Annotated in this window: 21 protein-coding genes; 9 read left to right on the plus strand and 12 right to left on the minus strand. The window is 70.9% G+C overall.

From position 1 onward, the window contains the following. Positions 1 to 33 precede the first annotated feature (33 nt). From ACQEV1_RS28335 to ACQEV1_RS28345, 3 genes are all read right to left on the minus strand, one after another. A complete protein-coding gene (locus ACQEV1_RS28335) occupies positions 34 to 786 on the minus strand; it encodes a permease prefix domain 1-containing protein (protein ID WP_433397336.1) in 753 nt (250 codons plus the stop codon). Then, entirely contained in the window at positions 783 to 1,097 is a 315-nt protein-coding gene (locus ACQEV1_RS28340; protein ID WP_433397338.1) for a PadR family transcriptional regulator, read from the minus strand. The genes ACQEV1_RS28335 and ACQEV1_RS28340 overlap by 4 nt, the downstream gene beginning before the upstream one ends. 65 nt (positions 1,098 to 1,162) lie before the next feature. Next, the gene (locus ACQEV1_RS28345) at positions 1,163 to 2,215 is read right to left on the minus strand and encodes a GAF domain-containing sensor histidine kinase (protein ID WP_433397340.1); all 1,053 of its coding nucleotides are present in this window, start codon (positions 2,213 to 2,215) and stop codon (positions 1,163 to 1,165) included. Positions 2,216 to 2,522: 307 nt separating this feature from the next. Between ACQEV1_RS28345 and ACQEV1_RS28350 the strand changes: the two genes are divergently transcribed. After that, positions 2,523 to 3,704 carry an acyl-CoA dehydrogenase family protein gene (locus tag ACQEV1_RS28350; RefSeq protein ID WP_433397342.1) on the plus strand — a complete coding sequence of 394 codons (1,182 nt, stop codon included), beginning with the start codon at positions 2,523 to 2,525 and terminating at the stop codon, positions 3,702 to 3,704. Between the two features lie 56 nt (positions 3,705 to 3,760). Here the strand turns inward: ACQEV1_RS28350 and ACQEV1_RS28355 are convergent, their stop codons facing one another. Beyond that, positions 3,761 to 4,690, minus strand: a complete 930-nt coding sequence (locus tag ACQEV1_RS28355) for an SDR family oxidoreductase (protein WP_285634237.1) — start codon at positions 4,688 to 4,690, stop codon at positions 3,761 to 3,763. A 124-nt stretch (positions 4,691 to 4,814) separates the two neighbouring features. On the opposite strand from ACQEV1_RS28355, the gene ACQEV1_RS28360 reads away from it, so the two are divergent. After that, positions 4,815 to 5,381, plus strand: a complete 567-nt coding sequence (locus ACQEV1_RS28360) for a helix-turn-helix domain-containing protein (protein WP_285634240.1) — start codon at positions 4,815 to 4,817, stop codon at positions 5,379 to 5,381. A gap of 310 nt (positions 5,382 to 5,691) precedes the next feature. On the opposite strand, the gene ACQEV1_RS28365 is transcribed toward ACQEV1_RS28360, so the two are convergent. Beyond that, the gene (locus tag ACQEV1_RS28365) at positions 5,692 to 7,158 is read right to left on the minus strand and encodes a class I adenylate-forming enzyme family protein (protein WP_433397345.1); all 1,467 of its coding nucleotides are present in this window, start codon (positions 7,156 to 7,158) and stop codon (positions 5,692 to 5,694) included. A 79-nt stretch (positions 7,159 to 7,237) separates the two neighbouring features. Here ACQEV1_RS28365 and ACQEV1_RS28370 point away from each other — a divergent pair, with 79 nt between their 5' ends. After that, the gene (locus ACQEV1_RS28370; protein WP_285584236.1) at positions 7,238 to 7,669 is read left to right on the plus strand and encodes an SRPBCC family protein; all 432 of its coding nucleotides are present in this window, start codon (positions 7,238 to 7,240) and stop codon (positions 7,667 to 7,669) included. Positions 7,670 to 7,676: 7 nt separating this feature from the next. On the opposite strand, the gene ACQEV1_RS28375 is transcribed toward ACQEV1_RS28370, so the two are convergent. The 3 genes from ACQEV1_RS28375 to ACQEV1_RS28385 all read right to left on the minus strand — a co-directional run bounded on the left by ACQEV1_RS28375 (position 7,677) and on the right by ACQEV1_RS28385 (position 10,160). Next, positions 7,677 to 8,462: an enoyl-CoA hydratase/isomerase family protein gene (locus ACQEV1_RS28375; RefSeq protein ID WP_285634250.1), complete on the minus strand. Its 786-nt coding sequence runs from the start codon at positions 8,460 to 8,462 to the stop codon at positions 7,677 to 7,679. Continuing rightward, entirely contained in the window at positions 8,459 to 9,370 is a 912-nt protein-coding gene (locus ACQEV1_RS28380) for an alpha/beta hydrolase (protein WP_285634253.1), read from the minus strand. Before ACQEV1_RS28380 ends, ACQEV1_RS28375 begins: the two co-directional genes overlap by 4 nt. Positions 9,371 to 9,440: 70 nt before the next feature. Beyond that, positions 9,441 to 10,160 carry a gamma-glutamyl-gamma-aminobutyrate hydrolase family protein gene (locus tag ACQEV1_RS28385; protein ID WP_433397349.1) on the minus strand — a complete coding sequence of 240 codons (720 nt, stop codon included), beginning with the start codon at positions 10,158 to 10,160 and terminating at the stop codon, positions 9,441 to 9,443. Between the two features lie 477 nt (positions 10,161 to 10,637). Between ACQEV1_RS28385 and ACQEV1_RS28390 the strand changes: the two genes are divergently transcribed. Continuing rightward, a complete protein-coding gene (locus ACQEV1_RS28390; RefSeq protein ID WP_433397351.1) occupies positions 10,638 to 11,747 on the plus strand; it encodes a globin domain-containing protein in 1,110 nt (369 codons plus the stop codon). 137 nt (positions 11,748 to 11,884) lie between these two features. On the opposite strand, the gene ACQEV1_RS28395 is transcribed toward ACQEV1_RS28390, so the two are convergent. After that, positions 11,885 to 12,685, minus strand: coding sequence for a helix-turn-helix transcriptional regulator (locus tag ACQEV1_RS28395; RefSeq protein WP_285634262.1), 801 nt, complete (start codon positions 12,683 to 12,685; stop codon positions 11,885 to 11,887). A gap of 866 nt (positions 12,686 to 13,551) precedes the next feature. Here ACQEV1_RS28395 and ACQEV1_RS28400 point away from each other — a divergent pair. Beyond that, positions 13,552 to 13,794 carry a hypothetical protein gene (locus ACQEV1_RS28400; RefSeq protein WP_433397353.1) on the plus strand — a complete coding sequence of 81 codons (243 nt, stop codon included), beginning with the start codon at positions 13,552 to 13,554 and terminating at the stop codon, positions 13,792 to 13,794. Positions 13,795 to 13,815: 21 nt separating this feature from the next. Here the strand turns inward: ACQEV1_RS28400 and ACQEV1_RS28405 are convergent, their stop codons facing one another. The 3 genes from ACQEV1_RS28405 to ACQEV1_RS28415 form a co-directional block, all read right to left on the minus strand. Further along, entirely contained in the window at positions 13,816 to 14,250 is a 435-nt protein-coding gene (locus ACQEV1_RS28405) for a hypothetical protein (protein ID WP_433397355.1), read from the minus strand. Positions 14,251 to 14,635: 385 nt separating this feature from the next. Then, entirely contained in the window at positions 14,636 to 16,069 is a 1,434-nt protein-coding gene (locus ACQEV1_RS28410) for an RNA polymerase sigma factor (RefSeq protein ID WP_433397357.1), read from the minus strand. 176 nt (positions 16,070 to 16,245) lie between these two features. Further along, a complete protein-coding gene (locus ACQEV1_RS28415; RefSeq protein ID WP_433397359.1) occupies positions 16,246 to 17,442 on the minus strand; it encodes an ROK family protein in 1,197 nt (398 codons plus the stop codon). Between the two features lie 170 nt (positions 17,443 to 17,612). Here ACQEV1_RS28415 and ACQEV1_RS28420 point away from each other — a divergent pair, with 170 nt between their 5' ends. The 4 genes from ACQEV1_RS28420 to ACQEV1_RS28435 are packed head-to-tail and all read left to right on the plus strand — an operon-like array spanning position 17,613 to position 22,041. Continuing rightward, positions 17,613 to 18,926, plus strand: coding sequence for a glycoside hydrolase family 36 protein (locus ACQEV1_RS28420; RefSeq protein WP_433397361.1), 1,314 nt, complete (start codon positions 17,613 to 17,615; stop codon positions 18,924 to 18,926). Then, the gene (locus ACQEV1_RS28425; RefSeq protein WP_433397363.1) at positions 18,923 to 19,882 is read left to right on the plus strand and encodes a carbohydrate ABC transporter permease; all 960 of its coding nucleotides are present in this window, start codon (positions 18,923 to 18,925) and stop codon (positions 19,880 to 19,882) included. Before ACQEV1_RS28420 ends, ACQEV1_RS28425 begins: the two co-directional genes overlap by 4 nt. 9 nt (positions 19,883 to 19,891) lie before the next feature. Then, the gene (locus tag ACQEV1_RS28430) at positions 19,892 to 20,701 is read left to right on the plus strand and encodes a carbohydrate ABC transporter permease (protein WP_378204223.1); all 810 of its coding nucleotides are present in this window, start codon (positions 19,892 to 19,894) and stop codon (positions 20,699 to 20,701) included. 26 nt (positions 20,702 to 20,727) lie between these two features. Continuing rightward, positions 20,728 to 22,041: an ABC transporter substrate-binding protein gene (locus ACQEV1_RS28435; RefSeq protein WP_433397366.1), complete on the plus strand. Its 1,314-nt coding sequence runs from the start codon at positions 20,728 to 20,730 to the stop codon at positions 22,039 to 22,041. Positions 22,042 to 22,048: the final 7 nt, after the last annotated feature.

Here is a 22,048-nt window from a genome sequence, read left to right on the forward strand (position 1 = left end):
GGGCCTCGGGTGGGTCGATCCGGACGCGGGCCTTTACGCTGTAGATCGCGAGAAGTGTTCCCGGTAGAGCGTCCGGGCGTACGCGAGGAACATGACGAGGGCGACGACGCCCGCGCTCCAGCACTGGCCGCTGCCCGCGTGCGCCCCGCCGGCCGTCGCCAGGTTCATCCCGTCGATCAGCAGGACGGCCGTCGCCACCCCGTACAGCGCCGTCCCGGCCACCGGGAGCACCCCCGGCATCGGCGTCACCCGCGCGGCGCCCAGGCGCCGGCGCACCAGCGCGTATCCGCCGAGGACCAGCAGGCCGAGCACGCCCGCCGCGACGCGCCCGCCGACGACCTCACCGAAGTGGTCGCGGACCACGGCGTCGAGACAGCCGGGCGCCGGATGCCCCAGTTCGGCGCATCGCTGCGGCGTGTAGCGCACCCACGGCAGGTCACCGGCGACGAAGGCCGGCCCGAAGAGCCAGCCGAGCACCTGTGCGAGCACCCCGCTGACCCCGATGGCGACGAGCCCGGCCGCAGCGGAGGGCACCAGCCGGGCGAGTTCGGGAGCGATCCGCACCCACGCGGGCCGTCCGCCGAACCGGCGCGCGACCGCCCACGGCGAGCCGAAGCGCGTGACGGCCCGGCGTGCGGCGTCCTCCTCCGTCAGCCCGTCCGCGACGCCGTCGCGCACGGCGTCGCGCAGGTGTTCCTCCGTCTCGGCGAGCACCCGGGAGACGTCCGCGCCGGAGCCGCGCAGGCGGGCCGAGAGCCGGTCGAGGTAACGCTCGATCTCGTTCATGCCAGCACCGCCCCCACCCCGCGGGAGAACGTCCGCCACTCTTCGCGCATCCCGGTGAGGGCGGTGGCGCCCGCCGCGGTCAGCTCGTACAGCCGGCGCCGGCGTCCGGACTCGTCGGCCCAGTAGCTGCGCAGCAGGCCGCCCTTCTCCAGCCGGTGCAGCGCCGGGTAGATGGTGCCCTCCGGCAGGTCGAAGGCGCCCTCGCTCCGGTCCCGGAGCTCACTGATGATCGCGTAGCCGTGCGCCGCCCCGCGGGCGAGCACGGACAGCAGGAGCAGGTCGAGATGCCCCTTGAGTTGCTCTCGTCGCATACCTCGTAATCCTAGGCATAGCATTACGAGGTGTCCAGCCGCCGACTTCCGGGAGATGCCCTGCCTCAGGAGCGGAACGGGATCGTGACCGCCAGCGACGTGCCGCATCCGGCCGGACTCGTGACCTGAATAGTGCCCCCCAGCACTCGGACGCGGTCCTTGAGACCGGTCAGCCCGGAGCCCCGGGCGGGGTCGGCTCCCCCGATCCCGTCGTCGCGGACCGTCAGGTGGATCTCCGACTCCTCACCGCCGAGCTCGATGCGCACCACGGACGCGTGCGCGTATTTGAGGACGTTCGTCAGCGCTTCGGAGACGAGGTAGTAGATGGTCACCTCGAGCTTCTCGGGGAGGCGGCGGTAGGCGCCGATGCGGAGTTCGACGGGCACCGGAGAGCGGGACACGAGCGCCTTGAGGGCGGCCGGCAGGCCACGCCGCGCCAGCATCGGCGGCTGCAGCCCCCGGGAGATCTCCTGGAGCTCAGTGAGCACGTCCGACAGGCCCTGGGCGGTGTCGGACAGCTGCCGCCTGAGTTCGCCGTGTTCGGGCGGCACGTTCGCCTCGGCCGCGCGAAGCTGGAGTGCCAGCGAGATCAGATGCTGCTGCACGCCATCGTGCAGGTCACGCTCGATGCGCCGTCGTGTGGCGTCGGCGTTGGCGACGAGGCGGGCACGGGAGGCGATGAGCTCCGCCCGGGTCTCGGCCTGCGCGATCGTGGAGTTCAGGAGCTCCACGAACTTGGCCATGCGTTCTTCGGTGTCGTCCGGCGGCGGCTCCGACCCGATGTACAGGCAGGCCATCGTGCCCCAGAGACGGTCCTCGACGATGACGGGGCAGGCCACGACATGCCCGACGTGGGTCGCCCGATGCCAGTCGCCGACCTCGCTGCGGATGGCCTCGGCCGCTCGCCGGGCCGGCCGGTGCGTGCGCAGGGCCGCGGCCGAAGCCGTGTCCTCCTTGAGCGGCCAGCGCCCTCCGAAGGGAAGGTCGATCTCGGGAACGTCGGGAGCGCGGTACAGCGTCACGATCGACATCGTCTGGTCGGCCTCACGCCGATTGATCGTGGTGTAGTCCGCCTCGATGAGGGAGCCGAGGGCCTTCGCGGCCGCGTCGAAGATCACCGGTGGCGAGGCGCCGCGCGCCACCAGAGTCGCGACATGCTGCAGGGCGGCCCGTTCTTCCGGGTCACCATCGGTTCGCCGAGAGCGCGCCGCCTTCGGGCGACCAGGCGATCGCCCTCGCGTCTCGGCCGGCCCCGACGAACGCGAGGCCCGTGCGTTCACGACTTGTCCTCGTGACCAGTTGATCGGAGGTTCGCATTCGACCAGCTCACTGTATCGACGATGACGATCTGTGGACAAGTCGCGGCGAAGAGTGATCATCTGCGCTCGCTACTGTGGTCCGCAGCGAAAACCGAAGGAGGTTCGGGTGGATTTCGACCTGCCGGAAAGCGCCGTCGCCGTACGGGACGGGGTCGCCGCGATCGGCGCGCGCCACGGGCTGGACTACTGGGACCGCTGCGACGCGGACAAGCGCTGGCCCGAGGAGGTCTGGCACGCGCTGGCGGACGGCGGGTGGCTCGGCCTCGCCGTGCCCGAGGAGTACGGCGGCGGCGGGCAGGGCCTGCTCGAGCTCGCGGTCGCCGCCGAGACCCTCGCCGCCTGCGGCGCGGGCGCGGCGGCCTCCTTCCTCTATCTGCTCACCCCCGCCTTCGGCGCCCTGACCATCGCCCGGCACGGCACCGAGGAGCAGAAGCGCGCGCTGCTGCCCGACCTGGCCGCGGGCGAGTCGGAGACCTGCTTCGCCATCACCGAGCCCGACGCCGGGAGCAACGCGATCAACATCGCCACCCAGGCCCGCCGCGACGGCGACGACTTCCTGGTCACCGGCCAGAAGATCTGGATCTCCGGGGTCGAACGCGCCCGGCACATGGTCCTGGTCGCCCGTACGATCCCGGCGGCGGAGGCGAAGCCGCGGGTCAGCGGGTTCACGATCCTGCTGGTGGACATCGAGGAGGCGGTCGCCGCCGGCACCCTGACCTACCGGCCGATCCCCAAGCTCGGCACCAACACGGTCGCCTCGAACATGGTCTTCCTCGACGACGTACGCGTCCCCGCCACGAACGTCGTCGGCCGGGTAGACGAAGGCTTCGCCGTGTTGTGGGACATCCTCAACCCCGAACGGATCATCGCCGCGGCCGGCGCCGCCGGCAGCGGTGAGCTGTGCCTGAAGGTGGCCTGCGACTACGCGAAGGACCGCGCCCCGTTCGGGCGGCCCATCGGCGCCAACCAGGCGGTCGCGTTCCCGCTCGCGCGGGTCAAGGCGCAGGTGGAGCTGGCGCGCCTGATGACCTACAAGGCGGCGTGGCTGTGGGACCGGCAGCGGCCCTGCGGTTCGGAGGCCAACATCGCCAAGCTCACCGCTGCGGAGGCGGCCTGGCAGGCGGCCGACCGGATGTTCCAGGCGCACGGCGGCATGGCCTACTCCCTGGAGTATCCGGTGGCCCGGCTGTTCCGCGACGCCCGGATCGGCAAGAACATCCCGGTCGCCGAGGAGCTCGTCCTGGCGCACATCGCCCAGCACGAACTCGGCCTGCCTAAGTCGTACTGACCGGCCGTTCCGGGGCGCGCTCCCGGAGCGGACCGTCCGCGGGCGTTCAGGCGGACTCAGGCGGATCCGGTGTGGAAGTAGTGGCCCTTGTCGAGGTCGTCGAGGAGCCCTGGCTGGGTGGGCTGCCATTCCAGCTGCTCGCGGGTCAGCGCGCTCGACGCCGGGCTGTCGGCCGAGAGAGGCCCGGCGAGCCAGCCGAAGTGCGCGCCCGCGTCCTCGGGCGAGATCGCGGCCACCGGAACGCCGAGATGGCGCCCGATCACCTCGGCGACGGCGCGGAGGGGCACGCCCTCGTCGGCGACCGGGTGCAGCGCCGATCCCGCCGGAGCCTTCTCCAGTGCCAGGCGGAACAGGTGCGCGGCGTCCAGCCGGTGTACGGCGGGCCAGCGGTTGGAGCCGTCGCCGATGTGACCGGAGACGCCCTTGTCCCGTGCGATGGCGACCGCGGCCGCCAGGAAGCCGCGGTCTCCGTCGCCGTACACCGTCGGGGGCAGCCGCAGCACGGACGAGCGGACGCCGCGGGAGGCGAACGAGAGTGTCAACCGGGCGGTCGCCTGCCGGACGCTCGGACCCTCGCCCGGCTCCCCCGGAGCCGGCTCGCGTCCGTCCCGCTCGGTCGCCACCCGCCCCGGCGCGAGCCCGAGCAGCCCGGAGGCGAGGACGAACGGCCGGTCGGAACCGGCGAGCACCTCGCCGAACATCTCGACGGCGCGGCGATCCGCGTCGGCGGCGCCCTGGAAGTCGCCTGAGAAGGCGATGTCGTGCTTGAACGCGAGGTGGATCACCCCGTCCGACGCGGCCGCAGCGTCTCGCAGGACGTCGAGATCGTCGAGGGTGCCGCGCCGTACCTGCGCCCCGGCCGCGGTGAGGGCGGCGGCCGAGGCGTCCGAGCGAGCCAGCCCGGTGACCTGGTGGCCCGCGCCGATGAGTTCGGGAACGACGGCGGAGCCGATCCAGCCGGACGCGCCCGTGACGAAAACGCGCATGACGAAACCTCCAGATGAGTGGGTGCCCTCGACGCGGAGCGTGCGCGAGGACCAGAGACCGATGTCAGTCGCTGTCATCGTCATCATAGGCATGTCAGTCGCTGACATCAACTAGGATCTGCGCATGGGTCGATGGCAGCCGAACGCGCGCGGGCGCCTCGCGCAGGCGGCGATGGAGCTCTACAGCGAGCACGGGTTCGAACAGACCACGGTCGCGGAGATCGCCAAGCGGGCGGGGCTGACGGAGCGCACGTTCTTCCGGCACTACGCCGACAAGCGTGAGGTCCTGTTCGCCGGCGGGTCCGTGCTGGAGGACCTGTTCGTACGGGCCGTCGCCGACGCGCCGGACTCCGCCGGGCCGATCGACGCGGTGGCCGCCGCCCTGGCGGCCGCCGACACCGTGCTCCTGGACCGCGAGTCCGCCCGGCAGCGTCAGGCCGTCATCGACGCGAACGCCGAGCTGCGCGAGCGCGAGCTGATCAAGCTGGCGTCCCTCGCCTCGGCGCTCACCGCCGCGTTGCGCGGGCGCGGCGTCACGGACCTGACCGCGAGCCTGGCCGCCGAGGCGGGCATCGCCGTCTTCAAGGTCGCGTTCGCCCGCTGGATCGCCGAGGGCGAGCGGAAGGACCTGCCGCGGCTCATCCGCGAGTCACTCGACGAACTCAGAGCCGTCGCCTCGAGTCTCTCCTAGCATCGCGTCGCGGATGAGCGTGTCGAGCCGCCGCCACGCCGGGGACGCCGCGTTGACCATGCCCTGGATGAGGACGGGGATCTCGGAGGCCGCGTCCAGCCGGGGCGGACCGCCGGCTCCGTAGCGCCCGCCGGCTCGCCTCAGCGACCCGCGAACTGCTGGACGAGGGTTCCATACGGGCCGGGTTCCTGCTGACCCGGCGCGCGGCCGGGGCCGGCGACCTGCGCGAGCTGCGGCGCGTCCGCGATGCCGGGTACGAGGACGCGGGAGACGAACTGAACCGGCTGCTGACGGGGAGCGGCCCCGGATCCTAGGAACGCTCCGGGAGGCGTACGGCCACGGCCGGGTCGTGTGCCGCGCGGAGGTCGCGTTTGAGGATCTTGCCGGAGTGGTTGCGCGGGATCGCCTCGGCGAACTCGTACCAGCGTGGGCGTTTGAAGGCGCCGAGGCGTTCGCGGCAGTGCGCGTCCAGCTCTTCGGCGCCGACCGGCTCGCGGACCACCACCAGGGCCTTGACCGCCTCGCCCCAGCGGCGGTCCGGCACGCCGATGACCGCGGCGTCGCCGACGGCCGGGTGGGCGAGCAGCACGCGTTCGACCTCGGCGGAGTAGACGTTCTCCCCGCCCGACTTGATCATGTCCTTGGCGCGGTCGACGAAGAAGAGGTATCCGTCGTCGTCGCGGCGCATCACGTCGCCCGTGTGCAGGAATCCATCGCGCAGCGTGTCGGCGGTCGCCTCGGGCAGGTTGGCGTACCCGGCCATCATCGACGGGCCACGGACCAGCAGTTCCCCTGCCTCGCCGGGCGGCGCGTCGACCGCCACGTCGAAGGCGGGCAGCGGGCGGCCGACGGTGCCCGGCCGGGCCAGCTCCTCGGCGAGCGTGGAGACGGACACGAAGTTGCCCGCCTCGGTCGAACCGTACACGCCCCGGTAGTCCACGCCGGCCTCGGCGAGCATCCGCAGCGTCGCGGCCCGCTCGGTGCCCGCCATGCCGTACACCAGGCGGACGGGCCGGGCGGCGGGGTGCCGGAACGCCCGGCGCGTGCCGGCCGGGAAGATCGCCACGGTGACGCCGTGCTCGCCGACCAGCGACCACGTCTCGTCCAGGCCGGCGCCGGACGGGAACACCACGGTGCCGCCCATCGCCAGGTGCGCGAGCGCCGCGCCGTACCCGGCGACGTGGAACAGCGGCAGCGTCGCGAGCAGCCGGTCGCCGGCGGTGACGCCCAGCCCCTGGACGGCGTTGGCCGTCGCCGCCACCCAGCCGCGGTTCGTGAGCAGGCAGCCCTTCGGCCGTCCGGTCGTCCCGGAGGTGTAGAGGCTGATCACCGGGCTGTCGTCGTCCGGCCGCGCCGTGTGAGGGCCGGTGGCGGTGTCGAGCCGGGTCTCCAGCTCCTCGCCGATCACCCAGTGGGCCAGGCCGAGCAGCCCGGACGCGCGGGCGAGCGGTTCGAGCGCGGGATGCACCACCGCATGCACGGCGCCGGCGTCCTCGACCTGGAAGCGGATCTCGGCCGGCGCCAGGCGGGTATTGAGCGGCACCACGCACGCGCCGAGCAGCGACGCGGCGAATGCGGTCTCCAGGGCCTCCGGCGCGTTGACGGTCAGCAGCGCGACGCGGCCTCCCGCCCGCACGCCCGCGGCGGCGAACACCCCGGCCAGCCGTTCGACGCGCCGGGCCAGCTCACCGTACGTGCGGCGGCCTCCCGTCCAGGCGAAGGCGGTGCGCGACGGCCACAGCGCGCCGCCGCGGTGAGCGAGGTCTCCGAGCAGCATCCGCCCTCCTGGTCCGCGCGTGCTCCCCCGCATCGAGGGGAACCTCATCCAGGAGAACACAACACCAGGAGCGATTGCGATGCCCAAGCCGTACGCCAGCACGGTCCTGCCGGTCTCCGCCGATCGGGTGTGGGAGTACCTGCGCGACTTCGGCAACATCGCCGAGTGGCATCCGGGCATCGTGACCGCCGAGCTGGAGCACGGCGCCGGCGACCAGGTCGGCTCGGTGCGCCGGCTGACGGGACCGGGCGGCGAGGTGTTCCGCGAGCGCCTGGTCGCGCTGGACGACGGCGAGCGCTCCTCGACGTACGACCTGTTCGAGGGCCCGTTCCCGGTACGGTCCTACCGCGCGACGCTGCGGGTGGCGCCGGTCACGGACACCGGGCTCGCGTTCGCCGAGTGGTTCGCCCGCTACGACGCCGACGCCCAGGACGAGGCGTGGCTGACCAAGACCTTCGCCCGCGGCATCTTCGCGACCGGCCTGGCCGCCCTCCAGGAGCGGTTCACCTGACCGCCGCTCAGAACCGCGGCGGCCGCTTCTCGCGGAGGGCGCGGACGCCCTCGCGCAGGTCCGGGCCGCCGAAGCCGAAGAACTCCATCGCGAGCGACGCGTCGAAGGCGGGGCCGGCCGTGCGGAGCCAGTTGTTGAGCGCCAGCTTGGTGAACCCGATGGCCTGTGCCGCTCCCCCGGCGAGGCGGCCGGCGATCTCCAGCGCCCTCTCGTGCACCTCGTCGTCGTCGACGCACACGCTGACCAGGCCGATCCGTTCGGCCTCCTCGCCCGTCAGCGGCTCGCACAGCAGCAGGTGGTACTTGGCCTTGGCCAGCCCGCACAGCAGCGGCCAGACGATCGCGGCGTGGTCACCGGCGGCGACGCCGAGGCGGGTGTGGCCGTCGATGATCTTCGCGGTGCGGCCGGCGACCGAGATGTCGGCGAGCAGGGCGACGGCGAGTCCCGCGCCGACCGCCGGACCCTGGATCGCGCTCACGACCGGCTTGGCGCAGTTGATGACGTTGTAGACGATGTCGCGCGCCTCGCGCAGGACGCGGGAGCGCACGTCGTAGTCGGCCATCATCTCCTCGATCATGTCGAGGTCGCCGCCGGCCGAGAACGCCGTGCCCTCACCCCGGACGACGATGGCGCGCACGTCGTCGTCGGCGTCCGCGTCGCGCCAGATCTCGGCGAGTTCGCGGTGGCCGGTCGCGTCGACGGCGTTGAGCCGTCCGGGCGCGCTCAGCGTCACTCGCAGGACACCGTCGGCGGCCCAGTCGATCTTCAGCCGCTCGTACGACGCGTAACTCATCGCTCCTCCTGACCGAAAGACCGCCGGAGACGGCCGGCCGCCCACACACGGGCGGTGTGGGCGTCGTCGAACACCTCCGGCATCGTGCTGAAGTTGTGGATCATGCCGTCGAAACGGCGCAGCTCGACCGGCACGCCGGCGGCGGCGAGGGCGTGCGCGTACGCCTCTCCCTCGTCGCGGAGGATGTCGTACTCGGCCGTGAGGATCGTCGCCGGCGGCAGCCCGGACAGGTCGGGGGCGCGCAGCGGCGCGATCCGCGGGTCGCAGCGGTCGGCGCTGCCGAGGTAGTGCCCGAAGAACCAGGCCATCGAGGCCGCGCTCAGGCCGTAGCCCTCACCGAACTCGGTGAAGCTGGGCGAGTCGAGCCCGGAGTCGGTGTTGGGGCACATCAGCAGCTGGTGGGCGAGCGCGATGCCCTCGTCGCGGGCGAGGCGCGCGGCGACGGCCGCGAGGTTGCCGCCGGCGCTGTCGCCGCCCACGGCCACCAGGTCCGGCGCGACCCCGTAGTGCCCGGCGCGCCGTACGACGTCGGTCGTCACCGCGAAGGCGTCCTCGACCGCGGCCGGGAACGGGTGCTCGGGCGCCAGGCGGTAGTCGACGCTGACGACGACGCAGCCCGCCTCGGCGGCGAGCCGGCGGCACATCGGGTCGGCGGAGTTCAGGTCGCCGATCGACCAGCCGCCGCCGTGGAAGTAGACGAGCGCGGGCAGCACGCCGTCCGCGGGGCGGTAGGTGCGGATCGGGATCGCGCCGACGGCCGCGTCCTCGACCGCCTTCAGCTCCGGCCCGGCGCCCCGGTGCGGGCTCATCCGGGTGGCGGCGCGCATCGCGGCGAGGTCGGGCTCCGCCGGTGCCGCGCCGGTCCGCATGACCTCCAGGAACGCGACTGACTGCGGATGCAGCGGCATGCGCTCGACCTCCAGACTCGGCTCGCGCCGACCATATCCCAGGCGTTGCGTACGCCCGGGGCCGTGCGTCTCAGCCTCGGGTCTCGGCGACGAGCGCCTCGATGAGGCGTGGGTCGTCGGCCTCCTCCGGGTGCCACTGCACGCCGATGCCGAAGCGGTGCCCCTGGAGCTCGATCGCCTCGATGATCTGGTCGTCGGCCCACGCGACCGTCGACAGGCCCTTGCCCAGCCGCCGCACCGCCTGGTGGTGGCCGCTCATCACCTCGGCGTGGTCACCGAGGGTCTTGCCGAGCATGCTGGTCGCGCTGATCTGGACCGGGTGCCGGCCGAACCGGCCCGGCGAGGGCTCGTGCGCGTGCCCGCCGACGACGTCGGGCAAGTGCTGGATCAGGCTGCCCTCGCGTACGACGTTGAGCGCCTGCATGCCCCGGCCGATGGCGAGGAAGGGCAGGTCGGCGTCGATCGCCGCGCGCAGGAGCGCGAGCTCGAAGCGGTCGCGGTGCGGCTGCGGCGGGCCGGTCTGCTCGTGCGGCTCCTCGCCGTACCGGGAGGGCTCGAGGTCGCCGCCGCCGGAGAAGATGAGGCCGTCGAGCCGCTCGATGAGGACCGGGATCGTGGCGCGCACCGAGGGCGGCACGAGGACGGGGACCGCACGCGCTCGCTCCACCGCCCGCTGGTACGCCACCGGGACCAGCACCGCCTCCCGTACCCAGTCGGCCCAGCGGGCGGCCTCGATGCCGGCCGTGATTCCGATGAGCGGGGGACCCGCACCGTACGTCGCCCCTGCCATGCCAGAGCCCCCTCCTTGACGCCGCGCCTACGGGCGCCTCGATCGCTTGTGATCATCATTGCGCATAGTCGCGCTTTTCGGGCCCATCCCCACCAAGCCCCCGATAAGCCGCCTTCCGGGCGCGGTCGCCGGGGCACCTGCGGACCGCCCCCGGACCGGACGCCACCGCCCGGCGACGCCTCGGCACGGGATGACGGAACCCCGCCCCCGAGTCAATGATCCTTCGAACTCGTTGGAATTTCTTATAACACTCTTGAAGTGGAGGATATCAGCGCCGCCCGTAAAACGATCTTATACCGGTTGGTATTTGTCACCGCCCGGCAATCACTCTCCGAGCATAAATAGTCGATTACCGATTACAGTACGTATATGCCCGGACTCTGCCGCCGTAGGTGGTTGATGTTCTCCCTGGTGAGATGCGAAACTTCCTGCGGGGGAAAAGTGATCGAGGTCATCGAACCGACAGTGGGGGGATTGATGAAATCGGTGAATCCCCGGATCATCAAGGAGAGTTTTGCCCTATTCGAGGGGAGAGAGGAGGATATTTCGGGCTATTTCTACGGCCGCCTATTCGCCGACAATCCGCACCTGCGCGCCCTCTTCCCACCGGCCATGAACCGGCAGCGCGATCGTTTCTTCCACGCCATCCGGGAGATCGTCTGGAGCATCGACAGCCCGGGCACTCTCTCGACGCTCCTGTCCCGGCTGGGCCGCGACCACCACAAGTTCGGGGTGACGCGCGAGCACTACGACGCGATGGGGCGGGCGCTGCTGGCCACGCTGCGTAAGTTCGGCGGTGACGCGTGGACCGCCGAGATGGAGTGCTCATGGCGGCACGCCTACGCCACCGCGGCCCACATGATGGCCGAGGCCGCCGAGGAGTCGCCGCTGCCGCCGTGGTGGACCGCCGAGGTCGTCGAGCACGAGCTGCGCCGGCCCGACATCGCGGCGCTGACCGTACGCCCCGGCTCGCCGCTCCCCTACCGCGCGGGCCAGTACGTCACCGTGCAGACCGCGCGCTGGCCGTGGACGTGGCGGCCGTACTCCGTCGCCAACGCCCCGCGCCCGGACGGCCTGCTGCGCTTCCACGTACGCGCGCTGCCCGCGGGATGGGTCGGCGGGGCGCTCGTCCGGCACACCAGGATCGGCGACACGCTGCTGCTCGGCCACGCGGCCGGCACGATGACCCTCGACCCCGACTCCGACCGCCCCATCCTCTGCGTCGCCGGCGGCACCGGCCTCGCACCGCTCAAGGCCCTGGTCGAGGAGGCGGTCGAGAAGGACCTGCGCCGCGACATCCACCTGCTCCTCGGCGCGCGCACCGAGACCGACCTGTACGACCTGCCGGACCTGCGGGCCCTGGAGGAACGGACGCCGTGGTTGCGGGTCGTCCCGGTCGTGTCCGAGGACCCGTCGTACGACGGCATGCACGGCATGGTGCCGGGCGTCCTCGACCGGTTCCCCGACTGGTCGCGTCACGACGCCTACGTCGCGGGACCGCCGGAGATGATCCAGCGCACGGTCACGGCCCTGGACGAGCTCGGCGTCCCCGCCGACCACATCCACTACGACCGCATCGACCGATAGGACCGCTCATGCCACGGAGAGAAGCGCCTCGCGCTCGCCCAGGATGAACCGAACGCCTTCCCGGTATCCATCGCCGTGCCGTTCCCTGCGGTGCACCTCGAACGCCGGATCACCCGCGCGGATCCGCTGGTCGATTCTCAGCCGTGCCGTGCCTCGGCACGTCGTCGCAGGAAGGCGGCGGTCTCGTCGTCGGCGGGGAAGAACGCCTCGATGGCCAGCTCGGCGAGGGTGACGTCCTCGGCGGTGCCGAAGGTCGTGACGGTGCTGAAGAAGGCGAGCACCTGGTCGTCGTACCGCAGCCGGGTGGGCAGCGCGATGTCGTGCGAGGGCTCGTGCGGGCCGTCATCGTCGCCGCCGTACGCCCGGGTCTCCTCGTGCAGGGCCGTGAGCTGCGGGTCACCGGTCAGCGCGACCTGCCGGGCCATCCGCGCGACGAGATGCGCCCGCACCTCCGGCAGGTTGACCGCACGCGCGGCGAGCCCCCGCGGATGCAGCGCGAGACGGTGGATGTTGATCGGCGGGCGCACCAGGTCCTCGGGCAAGCCCTCCAGGAAGAGCATGGCCGCCTCGTTCGCCATGACGAGGTTCCAGAGCCGGTCGACGACGAGGGCGGGGTACGGCTCGTGCCCGTCGAGCACCCGGTTGAGCGCCTGCCGCGCCGGCCGCATCTCGGGCGAGTCGATCGACCGCTCCCGGTAGACGGGCGCGAACCCGGCCGCCATGAGCAGCCCGTTCCGATCGCGCAGGGGCACGTCGAGTCGCTCGGTGAGCCGCAGCACCATGTCCCGGCTCGGCCGGGCGCGCCCGGTCTCGAGGAAACTGAGGTGACGGGTGGAGATCCCCGCCTCGTTGGACAGTTCGAGCTGACTGAGCCTGCGCCGGCGACGCCAGTCACGCAGCAGATCCCCGACGGGCCGGGTGGCGGTTGCGGTAACCATAGTGCCCGCACGCTATCCATCCCCCCGCCCACCGGCGATTACCGGGGAGGTAATGCGGGCCGTTCCGTGCAGCCCATGACCTCAGCATCTACCAGCGCAGCGGCCGTCAGCCACCGCCCCACCGAACAGGACCAGACACGCAATCGTTCACCCTTGGGCGCGCGCGGCATCGCCCGGCCCGGTCATCCCGTCGTCGTCCCACCCCGCGTGGGGAGCGGCCAGGCCACGGTGGTGAAGGTGGAGCACTCCACGACTGAACGATCTGGGGGAAGATCCGTTCCGGGGTCGGCCTTCGCCGCCCCGGATCTCTCCCCTGAACGGGCCTCGCCTCGTTGGGCTTGGTCAGCGGTTCCCGATGTAAACCTGCTCAGCCAGGTAATCGGAGACGCTGCCCTGGTAACCGATCTTGTAAGGGCCGTCCCACTTATTTGGGTCTGCCTTTTTTGAGTTGTAGAACCAGACCTGTGAACCTCCTCGGTTCCACAGGTAGTAGACGTGGAAATAGAGCGTGTGCCACCCGGGCGATGGGGCGAGCCACGGAACGCCTCCGGTGCCTGTGTTACCCCAGTAGCACGAATAACCTGCCTTGCACCCATTCCACGACGCGGCGCCGGCTGGACTGGACGTTGCCACCACGGTGGAAGCGGTGAGTGCCGCCGCGGCCGCCAAGCCGACTACGGCTTTCCTGGTACTCGATCTCATGTGCCTGATCTCTTCTCTGACCACAGCGCGTCACGCCGTCCTGATCACGCTCTCCTGTTCGGCCGGCCCTCTGCGGCCGACGCTGCGTGTTCGACAAACATGCGCCAAAGTACGGCCGCTCCACAGACCCTTTCAGGCATGGCTTAAACGCCCAGTACCACGCGATGCCGCACTGTTTCGCCTCAGCCGACCAGCTCGCCCGGCTGCAGAGCCAGCAGGGCCGCTCGGTCTGGGCCCGCGGCCTGGCCGACGGCGATGACGAAATCCGCACGACGGTCGGCCGGGCGCTGCACGCGCACTACCGGGCTGCGGTCGCGCCGCCCTGGCCACTGATCGAAGCGAACGTGGCCACCGACCGTGCCGTTCGCATCCGAACCCGCCGGCCGGACCCTCCCACCGCGCCATGACCAGAGCTGCCGGCGATTCGTTCATTCGGCGTGGTCGGTCGCATGCGCGCGCCGCGCGGCTCCTCTTTCGACGCCCAGCCTGAGCAGAACAATGATGAGAAGCAGCACAGGCGGCCCGAGGACAATCACGCCGAACGCTCCGCTGTCATCCGTGGAAACGTCATCACTGGCACTGACACCGGCAATGGGTATGGCATAGGCGATCGCGAACCAGAGCACCCACGAAAGGCAGCCGGCCGGGGCGGCACAACCGATCTTGACCCGTGAACTGATCATAGGAACCCACCGGCCGAGGACGAATCCGAACGCCACTGTCGCGGCCAAGCTGCTAAGTGGCAGCGAAATACCCGCCAGCCACAGAAGCAGACTCGCGCCCGGCAGACCCTTGCGGTGCGCAACGACAAGCACGGAGATCGGCATCCAACCGCCCACCAACACCAGCCAGCTCGCGAACACGCCCCATATCCATCTGGGCGGGCGACGATAATCCAAGTCGTCCACAGAGCTGGGCTTAGGCCGAGGCGGTAGATCTGCCATGCTCACCCTCCCCCGCCGCACTGAAGGTTGGACGCTTCAGCCCGTAATCCGGATTGCACCATGAACGGAACTCTCGAGATTCGCCGCCGAACGACGGTTGCCGGATTGCGATTTTGAAATGAGAGTGCTCGTCACAGGCGGAACCGGTGCGATCGGCGTCCTGCGATCCGGCACCTGTCCATCCCGTCCGCCGCGCCCCTGTGTAGGGATGCGGGAGATCGTCCGTCGGCGCGGCTGAGCTGTGGCTGCAAGAGGCCGACCGGGCCAGGTCCGGTTGGACGCTCCGAAGGGCGCCGCCTGGGCTTCAGCAGTCCCAGGTGACCGGTGCGTGTGCGCCTGAGTTGAAGGACACCGAGCCGCTGCCGCCGCCGAGGCAGATGATGACGCGGCGGGTGACCGTGACGTACGCGGTCTGTCCGGCCGTGAGTGTGCCGCTGCCGCCGGCGCTGACGTTCGCGCTGGTGCCCGTCACCCTCCACTCGGCCGGGCCGCCGTGCGCGGTCACCGTGGCCGAGCAGCGGTCGCCGTCGTTCATCCGGCAGCCCGACACCGACAGCGTGCCCGGCCGCTGCGGGGGTGGCGGAGGCGGCGTCGGCGAACGCCGGGGCGGCGTGGGTGCCGGGGTCCTGCTCGGCCTGGCGACGGCCGTGCTGTTGTCCTTGCTCCCACCGCCGCCGTCACCGCTCGTACGGCTGGGGCTGGGAATCGCGGAGTCGGAGGGCGACGCCCCGCCGGGGGCGGCGCTTCCAGGGCTCTCCGACGCGCCGATGGCCTGCTCGCCGTCGACATCACTCTGTCCGGAGCCCGGTCGCACCAGGAGGATCCCGCCGACGATGAGGAGGCAGCAGGCGACGATGGCGGGCACGAGCCCTGGCGTCGAGCGCCTGCGTCGCTGCGGCTCGGGACCGGGTTCACCGTCGGCCGGTGGCTCGGCGCGCAGCGCGATCGTGTGGCGGAGGTTCGCGGACTCCGGGGCGACGGCGGTGTTCAGCACGTGGGCGCGCAAGGCGGCCGGGAGGGCGGCCGTCGGCATCTCATCCAACAGCCGCGCGGTTGCGACCTTGCGGTTGCCGTGCGCGCTGCAGGTCCGGCAGTTCGCGATGTGCCGGGCGATACTGCCGTACGCCTCGGCGTCGAGCGGTTCGTCGATCGAGCCGGCCATCTCGGCGACGCTCGGGCACTCCTTCCGGCCGGTCGCCGCCACGACCACCGCGGTGAACGCGTGGTCCAGGTCCTGACGCGCCTGCGCGACGCGTACGGACGCCTCGTGCGGCAGTACGGACAGGATCTCGGCGAGCTCGTGGGAGTCGAGTTCGTGGCGGAGCGAGAGGTCGAGCGCCTCGCGCTGGGATCCGTCCAGTACGAGCAGCGCCGTGTGCACCAGTCGGCGGATCGCGTCGTCGCCGCCGAAGCCGTCCGCCTCGGCCGCCGGCCGCCGGTGGGCCGGCAGGTCGTCCTGCGCCCGCCGGCGCAGGCATTCGCGGCGGGTCACGGCGTACAGCCAGCCGCGGAAGAGCCGCACGTCCGGCAGGTCCCCGATGCGCTCCTGTACGGTGATCAGCGCGTCGTGCAAGGCGAGCCCGGCGGCCTCCTCGTCACGCAGGAGAACGTGACAGTAGTCGAAGAGCCGTGGCGCGTAGGCGTCGTAGATCTCTGGCAGGGCGGTCATCTCTCCCGCCCACAGCGACTGCGCGAGCCGCTCGTCCTCGGCCCTGTCGATACTCGGCCAGCCCGGCACGTGGTCCTCCTGACGGATCTCAGGGCTCGCAGGAGTGTTCCGACGCCCCAAGGGGAACTCTGGTTTACAGGCTACTGTCCCAATTTGGCCGACTTTGAGGCGACTGTCCAACCAAGCCGCATGACGGGCCAGGGCTCCATGCGTTCTGAGCACGGCATTTCGCCGCCGGGATCCGGCTATCGCGACGAGTGTCCGGCCGGAGTCGTCGCCCGGGGTTCCGGGCGTGACGGCGGGCGGAGCGCGGCTCCGTCGGCCGGGAAGAACAGCCGGTCGAGGTGGTCGATGGCGTAGTCGATGGCGCCCAGCACCACGCACTCGTCCCCCAGCGTGGATCCGCGCAGGCGGGGCATGCGCAGGCAGACCTTCTCCAGGCGGTCGCGCAGCGGCGGCAGCAGCACGTCGGCCGAGCGGGAGAAACCACCGCCCAGGACCACGATCTCCGGATCGAGCATGAGGACGGCCGCGGCCGTGCCGACGGCCAGCTTCTCGACGTACCGATCGACCGCCTCCAGCGCGGCCGGGTCGCCGTTCCTGGCCGCCGCGAGCGTGTAGCCGGCGGCGTCTTCCACCGGGGTGCCCTCCGGCACGATCGCGGCGTTGTTCAGGTCCTCCGGCGCGGTGGTCCAGCGGGTCTCCGGCAACATGACGATCTCACCGGCCGCCGCGCCGAAACCCCGATGCAGCTTGCCATCGATGATCAATCCGGTGCCCATACGTCGTCCGACGTGCAGGAACACCACGTCCCTGGCCCCGCGCGCCACGCCACGCCTCGTCTCGGCCAACGCCGCCAGGCGGCTGTCGTTCTCGATCAGCACCCCGCAGGGGAACATCTCGCCCAGCAGGCCGGCCAGGTCGAGATCCTTCCACGCGGTGATCCCCGCGGAGAGCATGACGCGGCCCTCGGGGGTGACGAGCCCGGTGGTGCCGACGGCCACCGTCCACAGGTCGGCCATGGTCATGCCGCCCAGGTCCAGGCAGCTCACCACCGCGCGTTCGATCGCGGTCAACCGCTCATCGAGCGGCGCGTCGGGCCGTGCGGGACGACGCGTCTCGGCCAGGACGTTGCCGTCGAGGTCCGCGAGCGCCGCGCGGACGTTGTGCGCTCCTATGTCGACGCCCACCAGGTGACCGACGTACGCCCGGAACCGGTAACGCCGCGCCGGCCGGCCCATCGTGCCGGGCGCCGGGGGGACCTCCTCCACCCATCCCAGTTGCGTGAGCTCGTCGACGACCTCCTTGGTGGAGGGACGTGACAGGCCGGTGCGTTGCGCCAGCGCCGACAAGGTCAGCGGCTCGGCACCGCGCAGGGACTGGACCACGGACAGCGCGTTGAGCTGTCGCAGTCTGGACAGATCACCACCCCTCGGCGGCATGGTCGACATCAGAAGGTCCCCTTCTTAACCCGCAGATCCACTAGGCGGCGATCCATCCGGTAAGCCTAGCGTACGCCGACAGAGTCCCACATGTCAGGCATTGCCTCCTCTCGCTGGCGGTGCTACTAATGATGCTCTCCTTAATAAGTCGCGCCCCTGGGGGTGAAAGCATGCCGTTCACCGAGGTCGGTGAGATCACACGTCTCACCCCCCGAACACGGGTGTTCGAGTTCGGCTGGCAGTCGTGGAGCCCGACCGGCGCCTACCGGCTCGGCGAGACCCCGCCGAGGCCCGCCGACGCCAACGTGCAGGTCATCTGCTACCGCCCGGAGACCCCGGTCCCGGCCGGAACGTTCCAGGGCGAGGGCCTGCTGGCGGTGGACCCCGGAGACGGCGGCCCGGTCTCGGTCTTCTCCGGTCCCGGCCCTACCCAGGTGCCCTCCATCCGGGTCCGTGAGCGCGGCGACCGGCTGGTGGTCTCCGCGGACGGCCCGGTGACGCGGCGGGACGCCGACGGCGACCTCGGCACGGCGCTCCGCGAATGGGCGCGGACGATCGCGTCGGGCCACGCGCCGACGGAGTTCCCGGCCGTGCCGCCCATGTGGTGTTCCTGGTACGGCTACTGGGACAAGGTCACCGACGCGGACATCCTCGAGAACCTCGCCCTCGCCGAGCGGCACGGCGTCGACGCCGACATGTTCCTCATCGACGACGGTTATGAGGCCGGGATCGGCGACTGGCTGGAGCTCCGCCCGGAGTTCGGGTCGCTGGAGCGGGCCGTGGGCGGCATCCGCGAGGCGGGCCGGCGGGCGGGCATCTGGGTCGCGCCGTTCCTCGTCGGGCGGAACAGCCGTACCTTCCGCGACCATCCCGGCTGGCTCGTCGGCGACGCGCACGCGGGGACCATGTGGGACCAGGACCTGGCGGTGCTCGACGTCACCCATCCGCACGCCGCCGCTCACCTGGCCGAGGTCTTCCGCAACCTCGCCGCGCTGGGGTTCGGCCACTTCAAGCTCGACTACCTGTACGCGGGCGCGCTCCCCGGCCGGCGGCACGAGGACGTCGATCCGATCACCGCCTATCGCCGGGGCCTGGAGATCATCCGTACGGCCGCGGGCCCGGACGCCACGATCCACGCGTGCGGCGCGCCGATGCTGCCGAGCATCGGCCTGGCCGACATCATGCGCGTCAGCCCGGACACCGCCCCGCGGGTGCGTCCGAAGACGGGTGACCTGAGCCAGCCGTCGCAGCTCGGGGCACGGTTGACCGGAGCGGCGCGGGAGTTCCTGCACGCCCGATGGTGGGTCAACGACCCCGACTGCATCATGGCCCGGCCCGAGGTCGAGGCACGCGAGGAGTGGGCGGCGCACATCGAGTCCGGCGGCGGGCTGCGCGGGTCCAGCGACCCGATCGCCGCGCTGGACGCCTGGGGCCTGGAGACGACCCGGCGGCTCATGGTCCCGACGAGGACGGACCCGTCGTGACGCACAGCGCGAGGCCGCTGCCCGGCCGGGCCGGATCCACGCCCCACCTGACGGCCGAGTCTCCGGTCGTGACCGGCCGGCGCCGGCGGCGTGGGGACCGGTACGCCTACCTGTTCGTCGCGCCGAGCCTCTTCGGCGTGTTCGCCTTCCTCCTGCTCCCCCTCCTGATCGTGTTCGGCCTGAGCCTGTTCCACTGGGAACTGCTCTCCGAACCGACCTTCGTCGGCCTCGCGAACTACCGGCGGCTCGCGGGCGACGGCGGCACGTGGCACTCGGTGTGGCTGACGGTCCTGTTCGTCCTGCTGTGCATCCCGCTGCAGACCGTGCTGGGCCTGCTCCTCGGACTGCTGCTGAACGAGCGGGTCCGCGGCGTCCGGTTCTACCGCGCGCTGTTCGTGGTGCCGTGGATGGCGACGCCGATCGTGATGGGCCTGGTGTGGACCTGGATCTTCGACCCGCGTGACGGCGCGCTGAACCGGCTGCTCGGCGTCGTCGGCGTGAACGGTCCGAACTGGCTGACCGATCCGTCGTGGGCGCTGCCGTCCGTCGCGCTCGTGAACGTCTGGCAGTACACGGGCTACACCATGCTGTTCTTCCTGGCCGGCCTGCAGGGCATCCCCCAGGAGCTGTACGACGCGGCGGCCACCGACGGCGCGAACCCGATCCAGCGGTTCTTCCGGATCACCCTGCCCCTGCTGAACCCCACGACGTTCTTCGTCACCGTGACGAATCTGGTCGGGGCGTTCCAGGTGTTCGACACGGTCTTCGCGATGACCGACGGCGGGCCGAGCCACAGCACGGAGGTGCTCAACTTCCGGATCTACGACACGGCCTTCCGGCAGTTCGACTTCGGCTACGCCTCAACGCTCGCCGTGCTGCTGTTCCTGCTCATCCTCGCGGTGACGCTCGCTCAGGTCCGGTTCTTCGCCAAGCGCACCACCTACGACCTGAGCTGAGGAGAGACCATGGTCAAGCGCACCGCGCTCCACGCCACGCTGGTCATCGGCGCCTTCGTCTCCGTCTTCCCGTATCTGCTGGTCGTGCTGACCGCGCTGAAGACCCAGCGGCAGCTCAGCTCCACCCAGCCGTGGTTGCCCGCACTGCCGCCCACGCTCGCCAACCTCGGCCACGTGCTGCGCTCCGGCTTCGCCGGCTACCTCGCCCACTCGGTGCTGATGACCGCGGCGCTGACCGTGGGACAGCTCGTCTTCACGACCTTCGCGGCGTACGCGTTCGCCCGGCTCCGGTTCCGCGGGCGGGACGTGCTGTTCTGGCTGTACGTCGCCACGATGATGGTGCCCAGCGCGGTCACCATGATTCCGCTCTTTCTCATCATGCGTGAGCTGCACCTGATCAACACATGGTGGGGACTGCTCGCGCCGTACCTCCTGGGCACGCCGTACGGGATCTTTCTCATGCGGCAGTTCTTCCGTGCCCTGCCCGCCGGGCTGGAGGACGCGGCGCGCATCGACGGCGCGGGACCGCTCACCATCCTGGTGCGCATCGTCCTGCCGCTGTCCCGGCCCGCCATGGGCACTCTCGCGATCATCACGGTCATCTCGACGTGGAACAACTTCATGTGGCCGCTGATCATCACCAGCGGCGACGACACGAAGGTCGTCACGGTGGGGATCGCCGGGCTGAAGGGCGCCATCGGCGTCGACCCGAACCTGATGACGGCCGCCGGCCTGATCGCGCTGCTGCCCATGGTGGCGATCTTCGTCGCCTTCCAGAGATACATCGTCCGCTCGGTGGTCCTCACCGGTCTGAAGTAAGACTGAAGTAGAGAGGTCAGCGCCCCATGTCCTCCCCCCGATTCCGTTCGATCGCGGCTCTGCTCGGCGCCGCGCTGCTCTGGACCCTGGCCGCCTGCGGAGGCGGTTCGGGAGACTCCGGAGGCGACGTCACGCTCACGTACCGGCTCTGGGACGACCAGCAGAAGGTCGGCTACCAGAAGGTGATGGCGGCCTTCGAGAAGACCGACCCGAACATCCACGTCAAGATCGAGCTGCTCCCCTACGACCAGTACTGGACCAAGATGACCGCGGACGCGGTCGCGGGCACGGCACCGGACGTCTTCTGGATGCAGACCACGGAGTTCCCCGAGTTCGTGACCAAGGGCGTGCTGGCGGACCTGAGCTCCCTCAAGCTCGACACCGCCCAGTACCAGCCGAACGTCGTGCGGTCCTACACCTACAAGGGAAAGCTGTACGGCGTGCCGAAGGACTTCGGCATCGTCGGGCTGCTCTACAACAAGGACCTGTTCAAGAAGGCCGGCGTCACCATGCCGGACAAGCTCACCTGGGCGCCCGACGGCTCGGGCACTCTCGTGCAGCTCGCGCGGAAGCTGACCGTCGACGACAAGGGCCGGCACCCGGATGAGGCCGGGTTCGACGCCGGCACGGTCAAGCAGTACGGCTTCGCGTCCTGGAACCACTACCAGACGCAGTGGATGAACTGGGTGGCCTCCAACGGGGGCAGGATCGTGGACCGGCCGTTCGGGAAGTACGCCTTCAACGACGCCGCCTCCGTATCGGCCCTGCAGTTCGGCGTCGACCTGGTGAACAAGTACCACGTGGCCCCGCCGGCCGCGCAGACCAACCCGCCCAGCGACAAGATCAACGAGATGTTCAAGCGCGGTCAGGTGGCGATGTTCCCGGCCAACAACGCGCTTCTGCCGTTCGTGGCTCCCGGCGCCGGCTTCCCCATCGGCATCGCGCCGATGCCGGCGGGCCCGGCCGGACGCGCGGTGAACATCAACGGGCTGTCCGAGGCCGTCTACGCCAAGACACCGCACAAGGCGGCGGCCATGAAGCTCGTCCGCTTCCTGTCCGGCCCCGAGGCGCAGAAGATCATGTCCGACGACGGCTACGTCTTCCCGGCGCTGAACGGTCTCTCCCAGGGCTACGTCGACTACTGGAAGAAGAAGGGCCTGGACGTCTCGCCCTTCCTCGATGAGTCCAGGGGCACCACCTTCAACCTGCCCATCACCACCGGATTCACCGCGTTCGAGAGCCGCCTCAACCAGACGTTCAACGACATGTACCTCGGCAAGCTGACCCCTCAGCAGGCCGCCGACCGGGCCGTCGCCGACGGCAACGCGCTGGTCAAGTAGCCAAGGA

The sequence above is a fragment of the Actinoallomurus sp. CA-142502 genome, assembly GCF_050936355.1.
GTDB classification, from domain to species: domain Bacteria; phylum Actinomycetota; class Actinomycetes; order Streptosporangiales; family Streptosporangiaceae; genus Actinoallomurus; species Actinoallomurus iriomotensis.

Excerpts from the sequence above, each read along its gene's own strand:
- ACQEV1_RS28335 (WP_433397336.1), bottom strand. The coding sequence starts at position 786 with ATGAACGAGATCGAGCGTTACCTCGACCGGCTCTCGGCCCGCCTGCGC.
- ACQEV1_RS28340 (WP_433397338.1), bottom strand. The coding sequence starts at position 1,097 with ATGCGACGAGAGCAACTCAAGGGGCATCTCGACCTGCTCCTGCTGTCC.
- ACQEV1_RS28355 (WP_285634237.1), bottom strand. The coding sequence starts at position 4,690 with ATGCGCGTTTTCGTCACGGGCGCGTCCGGCTGGATCGGCTCCGCCGTC.
- ACQEV1_RS28360 (WP_285634240.1), top strand. The coding sequence starts at position 4,815 with ATGGGTCGATGGCAGCCGAACGCGCGCGGGCGCCTCGCGCAGGCGGCG.
- ACQEV1_RS28365 (WP_433397345.1), bottom strand. The coding sequence starts at position 7,158 with ATGCTGCTCGGAGACCTCGCTCACCGCGGCGGCGCGCTGTGGCCGTCG.
- ACQEV1_RS28370 (WP_285584236.1), top strand. The coding sequence starts at position 7,238 with ATGCCCAAGCCGTACGCCAGCACGGTCCTGCCGGTCTCCGCCGATCGG.
- ACQEV1_RS28375 (WP_285634250.1), bottom strand. The coding sequence starts at position 8,462 with ATGAGTTACGCGTCGTACGAGCGGCTGAAGATCGACTGGGCCGCCGAC.
- ACQEV1_RS28380 (WP_285634253.1), bottom strand. The coding sequence starts at position 9,370 with ATGCCGCTGCATCCGCAGTCAGTCGCGTTCCTGGAGGTCATGCGGACC.
- ACQEV1_RS28385 (WP_433397349.1), bottom strand. The coding sequence starts at position 10,160 with ATGGCAGGGGCGACGTACGGTGCGGGTCCCCCGCTCATCGGAATCACG.
- ACQEV1_RS28390 (WP_433397351.1), top strand. The coding sequence starts at position 10,638 with ATGAAATCGGTGAATCCCCGGATCATCAAGGAGAGTTTTGCCCTATTC.
- ACQEV1_RS28395 (WP_285634262.1), bottom strand. The coding sequence starts at position 12,685 with ATGGTTACCGCAACCGCCACCCGGCCCGTCGGGGATCTGCTGCGTGAC.
- ACQEV1_RS28400 (WP_433397353.1), top strand. The coding sequence starts at position 13,552 with ATGCCGCACTGTTTCGCCTCAGCCGACCAGCTCGCCCGGCTGCAGAGC.
- ACQEV1_RS28415 (WP_433397359.1), bottom strand. The coding sequence starts at position 17,442 with ATGCCGCCGAGGGGTGGTGATCTGTCCAGACTGCGACAGCTCAACGCG.
- ACQEV1_RS28420 (WP_433397361.1), top strand. The coding sequence starts at position 17,613 with ATGCCGTTCACCGAGGTCGGTGAGATCACACGTCTCACCCCCCGAACA.
- ACQEV1_RS28430 (WP_378204223.1), top strand. The coding sequence starts at position 19,892 with ATGGTCAAGCGCACCGCGCTCCACGCCACGCTGGTCATCGGCGCCTTC.
- ACQEV1_RS28435 (WP_433397366.1), top strand. The coding sequence starts at position 20,728 with ATGTCCTCCCCCCGATTCCGTTCGATCGCGGCTCTGCTCGGCGCCGCG.